This window comes from Victivallis sp. (assembly GCF_048170485.1).
Lineage (GTDB): Bacteria > Verrucomicrobiota > Lentisphaeria > Victivallales > Victivallaceae > Victivallis.
Genome location: NZ_DBEXAY010000106.1, coordinates 1 through 6060, shown reverse-complemented (window position 1 = coordinate 6060; position 6060 = coordinate 1). Strand labels below are relative to the sequence as shown.

The 6060-nt window shown below is 55.8% G+C and carries 4 protein-coding genes; 3 read left to right on the top strand and 1 reads right to left on the bottom strand.

Translation table 11 applies throughout. The features are described 5' to 3' along the window. The first annotated feature begins 148 nt into the window (after positions 1-148). The 3 genes from ACMLHG_RS05710 (at position 149) to nrdG (ending at position 4839) form a co-directional block, all read left to right on the top strand. Positions 149-1525: a hypothetical protein gene (locus tag ACMLHG_RS05710; protein WP_417169859.1), complete on the top strand. Its 1377-nt coding sequence runs from the start codon at positions 149-151 to the stop codon at positions 1523-1525. Between the two features lie 521 nt (positions 1526-2046). Further along, positions 2047-4209: an anaerobic ribonucleoside-triphosphate reductase gene (gene nrdD, locus ACMLHG_RS05705; RefSeq protein ID WP_417169858.1), complete on the top strand. Its 2163-nt coding sequence runs from the start codon at positions 2047-2049 to the stop codon at positions 4207-4209. 111 nt (positions 4210-4320) lie between these two features. Then, entirely contained in the window at positions 4321-4839 is a 519-nt protein-coding gene (gene nrdG / locus ACMLHG_RS05700; RefSeq protein ID WP_417169857.1) for an anaerobic ribonucleoside-triphosphate reductase activating protein, read from the top strand. Between the two features lie 275 nt (positions 4840-5114). Here the strand turns inward: nrdG and ACMLHG_RS05695 are convergent, their stop codons facing one another. Next, the gene (locus ACMLHG_RS05695; protein WP_417169856.1) at positions 5115-5834 is read right to left on the bottom strand and encodes a hypothetical protein; all 720 of its coding nucleotides are present in this window, start codon (positions 5832-5834) and stop codon (positions 5115-5117) included. Between the last annotated feature and the right edge of the window lie 226 nt (positions 5835-6060).

Genomic DNA, 6060 nt, shown 5'->3' with positions numbered 1-6060 from the left:
AGAATTGAATGCAACAGAAATTAATTTTTTTTCTGGAAATAACAGCCTTTTTTCGATGGATTTCCGCGTGATTTTTCTGCCGGGGATTGCGAAAATGCGGATTTGATGCTATGTTGAACAAACTGCTGTTGCACAGGGTTCGAATTCGATGCAGGAGAGAAGTACAAGACAACTGAGTATCGGCGCGGCGGGCATGCGCGGCATGGTCGGGCCGGGATTGACCCCGGGAGCGGCGTGTGATTTTGCGGCGGCCTTCGCTTCGATGATGGAGGAGGATGCTCCGGTTCTGGTCGGCTGTGATCCGCGCACTTCGTCGGAAATGTTGCGGTGTGCGGTGATCTCCTCGCTGGCGGGGTGCGGCTGCCGGGTGGTTGACGGCGGAATCCTCACCGCCGGCATGATGCATTTTCTGGTGCCGCGTTTCGGATTCGGCGGCGGAATGCTGATTACCGGCGGCCACCAGGCGGCGGGGTGGAACGCCCTGATTCCGCTCGCCGCCGACGGCTCCTACTTCGACGGCCTGCGCCAGCGGGAACTTTTCGATCTGTACCACGGCCGCCGGTTTCGCACGGCAGCGGCGTCGGGTGTTCATCCCTTTGAACCGCTGGGGCCGGAAATGCAGGAAACCTATTGGAACTACCTGGCGGAAACGCTGGATATTTCCGCAATTGCCGCGGCCGAGTTCCGGGTGGTGGGGGATTTCTGCAACGGCTCCGGCGCGGCGCATGCCCGGACGTTTGCCGAACGGTTGGGGCTGGATCTGGTTTCGGTGAACGACGTGCCCTCCGGCGTATTGCCGCGGGATCCGGAACCGCGGCCGCGGAGCGAGTCGCCGATTCGTTCGATCATTGCGCCGCTGGGGGCGGCGGCGGGGCTGGTATTCAACAGTGACATGAGCCGGATGGGGGTGGTGAGCGACACGGGCGAGCCGCTCAGCGAGGAGCTGACCTTTCCGCTGCTGCTGGACTATGTTCTGGAGCGTTTTCCGGCGGGATCCCGTGTGGTGACGAACATCTGCAGCTCCCGCACGATCGACGATGTGGTTTCCCGGCACGGAGATGTGCTGGAGAAGGGAAAGGTCGGTCAGGCGAATGTGATCGACATGATGCGTTCAACCGGCGCCGTGGCGGCGGGGGAGGGCAGCGGCTCGGTCACCATCCATGGCATGAACGGATTTGACGGGTTTCTGATGGCGGGGCTGCTGCTCGAGGCGATTGCGCGTCGCCGGATTCCGCTCAGCAGCCAGGTGGCGGCGCTGCCGCGCTACGAAATGGTGAAACAGACGATTCCCTGCGATTCGCCGCACGCCTATCTGCTGCTGCGCCGGTTGCGGGATGAATTTGATGATGAGGCGGAAGTCAACGATTGTGACGGGCTTCGCTTTGACTGGCCGGATGGATTTTTAAGCCTCCGTCTTTCTTCGACGGAGGGGTCCCTGCGTTTGATTTCCGAAGCGCGGAGCCGGGAGACGGCGCAGGAACGCGCCTGGCGGGCGCGTCTGCTCTGGGAGCGTCTCAGCTCCTGACGGCGGCGAGAGTGCGTCGCCCGGCCCGCATTGCATTCACACCTGCTTGCACGTTGCGTTGTTCAAAATCTGATTGGCGCAGAACAATGCCCGATAGGGGATCATTACTCGCTGATCCTGCACTCATTTTCAGGCCTTCAAGCGCAATCGCGAGTTTTTCTCTGCCGGGACATTGTTTTTTCGTGTCAATGATCTCGCCTTCCCGAAGATTCGTTTAATTGGGCTCAACGTTCAATGTGAGGCAATCGAAACGATATCCCGACGTCTGCTGACACAAGTTACGCGACCGGTTCTGTCCGACAAATTCTGTTGCTGAATCAATTACAGCAACACACAGAATGCGGCACTCCGGACCTGGATTTTTTCTGGAACTATTTTCACGATCTTTCCATTCAACGTCTGGTTCGATTCATAGCAAAAAACATTTTTTTTGATTGCATTTTGGCCGGAATGGTGTATCTTAGAAAGCACAACATATAGAAATTGTTGCTTGTATTAACACAACATATAGTAACAGGGAAATGAAGATCATAAAGAGAAGCGGGGCGGAGGAAGAGTTCTCCATCGCCAAAATTCTGGCCGCCGTATCGAAGGCCAATCAGACTGTGGAATTCAAGAACGCATTGACGGCACAGCAGATAGAGGCGATCGGCGAATACGTTTCCGGCATCTGCAAGGCGCTCGACCGGGCGCTGTCGGTCGAGGAGATTCAGGACATCGTCGAAACCCGGATCATGCAGGCCGGCGCCTTCGAAGTCGCAAAAAAATACATCACCTACCGGTATATGCGAAATCTGGTCCGTCAGGCCAACACCACCGACAATCAGATTATGAGCCTGCTCGAATGCAACAACGAGGAGGTCAAACAGGAGAATTCCAACAAGAATCCGACCATCAACAGCGTTCAGCGCGACTATATGGCCGGGGAAGTCTCCAAGGATATCTCCCGGCGGCTGCTGCTGCCGCCGGAGATCGTCGAAGCGCACGAGCAGGGATTGATCCACTTCCACGACATGGACTATTTCGCACAGCATATGCACAACTGCGATCTGGTCAACCTGGAGGATATGCTCCAGAACGGTACCGTGATCTCCGGCACGCTGATCGAGAAGCCGCACAGTTTCTCGACCGCCTGCAACATCGCCACACAGATCATCGCTCAGGTCGCCAGCAACCAGTACGGCGGCCAGAGCATCACGCTGACCCATCTTGCCCCGTTCGTTCAGGTTTCCCGCAACCGCATCCGCACGGAGGTGCAGGAGGAGTTTGCCCTCGCCGGAGCCACGATCAGCGCGGAACAGCTCAATGCAATCGTGGAAAAACGTGTGCGCGACGAGATTGCCCGCGGTGTGCAGACCATTCAGTACCAGGTTGTCACGCTGATGACCACTAACGGGCAGGCTCCGTTCGTAACCGTTTTCATGTACCTGAACGAAGCGAAAAACGAACAGGAGAAGAAAGACCTCGCCATCATCATCGAAGAGGTTCTCAAACAGCGGTATCAGGGGGTCAAGAACGATGCGGGCGTCTACATCACCCCGGCCTTCCCGAAGCTGATCTACGTGCTTGAGGAGGACAACGTCGATGAAAACGGTGAATACTACTACCTGACCCGGCAGGCGGCGAAATGCACCGCCAAGCGGCTGGTGCCGGACTACATCAGCGAAAAGAAGATGAAGGAGCTGAAGGAGGGCAACTGCTTCCCGGTGATGGGGTGCCGCTCCGCCCTGACGCCGTGGCGCGACGCGAACGGCAACTACAAGTTCTACGGCCGTTTCAACCAGGGGGTGGTCACGCTGAACCTGGTGGATATCGCTCTGTCGAGCGAAAGAGACATGGACCGCTTCTGGAAGATTTTCGACGAGCGGCTTGAACTCTGCTACAAGGCGCTGATGTGCCGTCACAACCGGCTGAAGGGAACCCTTTCGGACGCGGCGCCGATTCTGTGGCAGCACGGCGCCATCGCCCGGCTCAAGAAGGGCGAACCGATCGACCCGCTGCTGTACAACGGCTATTCGACGATTTCGCTGGGCTACGCCGGACTTTGCGAATGTGTCCGCTACCTGACCGGCAAGAGCCACACAGATCCCGAAGCCACGCCGCTGGCGATCCGGATCATGGAGCATATGAACGCCGCCTGCAACCGCTGGAAGAAGGAGACCACCATCGGGTTCGGCATCTACGGAACCCCGCTGGAGTCGACCACCTATAAATTCGCCCGCTGCCTGCAGAAGCGGTTCGGGATCATTCCCGGGGTCACCGACCGGAACTACATCACCAACAGCTATCACGTCCATGTGACGGAAAAGATCGACGCGTTTGACAAACTCGCATTTGAGGCGAAGTTCCAGTCGCTCTCGACCGGCGGCGCGATCAGCTACGTGGAAGTCCCGAACATGCAGAACAACATCGAGGCGGTGCTTCAGGTAATCCGCTTCATCTATGACAACATCATGTATGCCGAGCTGAACACCAAGAGCGACTACTGTCAGGTGTGCGGTTTTGACGGAGAGATCGAAATCGTCAAGGAGGAATCCGGCAAGCTGATCTGGCGCTGTCCGAAGTGCGGCAACACCGATCAGAACAAGATGAACGTTGCCCGCCGCACCTGCGGATACATCGGCACGCAGTTCTGGAATCAGGGACGCACGCAGGAGATCCGCGACCGCGTTCTGCATCTGTAAGACAAGAGCGCCAGTTTCCGGCAGACGGGGCGAAACGCCTTGCCTGTCGGAAATATTCGTGCATCATATGTCCGGCAGACAGGGCGACGAAGGGAACAGGAGAAAGGAACGATGAATTACGGTACGATCAAATCGGTGGATATCGCCAACGGCGACGGGGTGCGGGTTTCGTTGTTCGTTTCGGGCTGTACCCACCATTGTCCCGGCTGTTTCAATCCGGAAACGTGGGATTTCGGTTACGGCGTCCCGTTTGACGACGCGGCGGAGGCGCATATCCTGCAGTTGCTGAACCGCTCTTACATCAACGGCTTGTCGCTGCTCGGCGGCGAACCCTTTGAACCGGTGAACCAGCGTGCCCTGCTGCCGCTGGTCCGCCGTGTACGGATGGAACTGCCGAAAAAAGATATCTGGGCCTATACCGGCTACATTTATGAGCGGGACCTGCGGCCCGGCGGTCGTGCCTTCTGCGAAGTGACCGATGAGTTGCTCGAGGCGCTGGCGGTACTAGTCGACGGCCCGTTCATCGAGAGCCGCAAGGATATTTCGTTGAAGTTCCGCGGCTCGGACAACCAGCGGTTGATCGACATGCCGGCGACTCGCCGCTGTGGAGAAGTCGTACTGCTGGACTGAAAACTTGAACCAGCCGCGCGAGTGGTGATTTCATCTCTCGCGCTCTGGCCGCTCTTTTCCGGCAGTATCACAGCCGTAGTAGTATGCTGTTTTCGCATTTCCTGACTGTGAACTGAAGTCGGGCCGACAGGGGGGTATCCTTTTTCGTGCAGTATTGTGTCGATGACATGAGTCGCGTTTCGTGTTCCGTGAATAGGACGATTCCCGGCGTTAAATTTCTCTTAGGGCAAGGAAGAAAGGTCCTTCGCTGCTCCTCACTGCTCTGGCATGTTTTTTCAGAAGAGGTGGGGATTTTCGTGCAGTCGCGCGGCCAAGTCGGCGATCGCTTCGTTCATTGCTTCCTGCATAAGCTCCGAATACGCGAAAACATCATAGCCCATGCGGTAATACAACCACTGCCAGATTTTCCGGGAACGGTTGAATGTATATTCCCAGACAATTTTATCTTTTTTCCTCAGGGTCAGGCGGATCGTCAAGGTATTTTCCGAATTCCCCGCCGGCGCTCCCAGAAACCAGAGCAGCGGACCGTACAACGATAATCCATATGTCCACATGTTACCGAGATATTTCGTGGATTGAATTTCGCCGGTCAGAATCAGATCGGCTCTCTCTTTTTCGCCGCCGAAGGTGAAATAAGCGTCTTTGAACAAATTGGAACGGCGCAGACTCAATGCGGCGGCTTTTGCCAGATCTTCGGACGGTGTAAATTCGAATTCATCGATCGAGACAAACATTCTTGCGGCATCATGGCGATCATATTCAACCCAGCCGAACGGCATCAGCGGAATCAAATATAAGAACAACGTGCCGAAGGAATTTTCCGCATTTCTGTAATCATCAAAAGGAGGAACTGCAACGGTTCGTCCGGTTAAGGGGGCGGATGCTGCACGAGCCAGTTTTTCCATTTTCGCGGGATAAACAAACTTCGCGGTGGTGCCGCATCCGGATAACAAAATGGTCAGAGCCGTCGCTCCGAAAAAGATCATTTTTTTCATCTTACAAGCTCCTCGGTGAATCGATGTCTCCTGCTTCCGGCAAATTATCATGTGGCTTATTTTCCCGGATGGTAAACAATTGCCTGCTTTTTTTCAGCAATAGTCCCAGATAACGTCCGGAAAATTGCGCACATTTTGAGAGAGGGCACTTGAAAAAGGGCCTGTTTTCTGATTGATTATAGTGACCAAACCGTAATCAAAAGAAAGGAAAACAGGCCATGGAAAA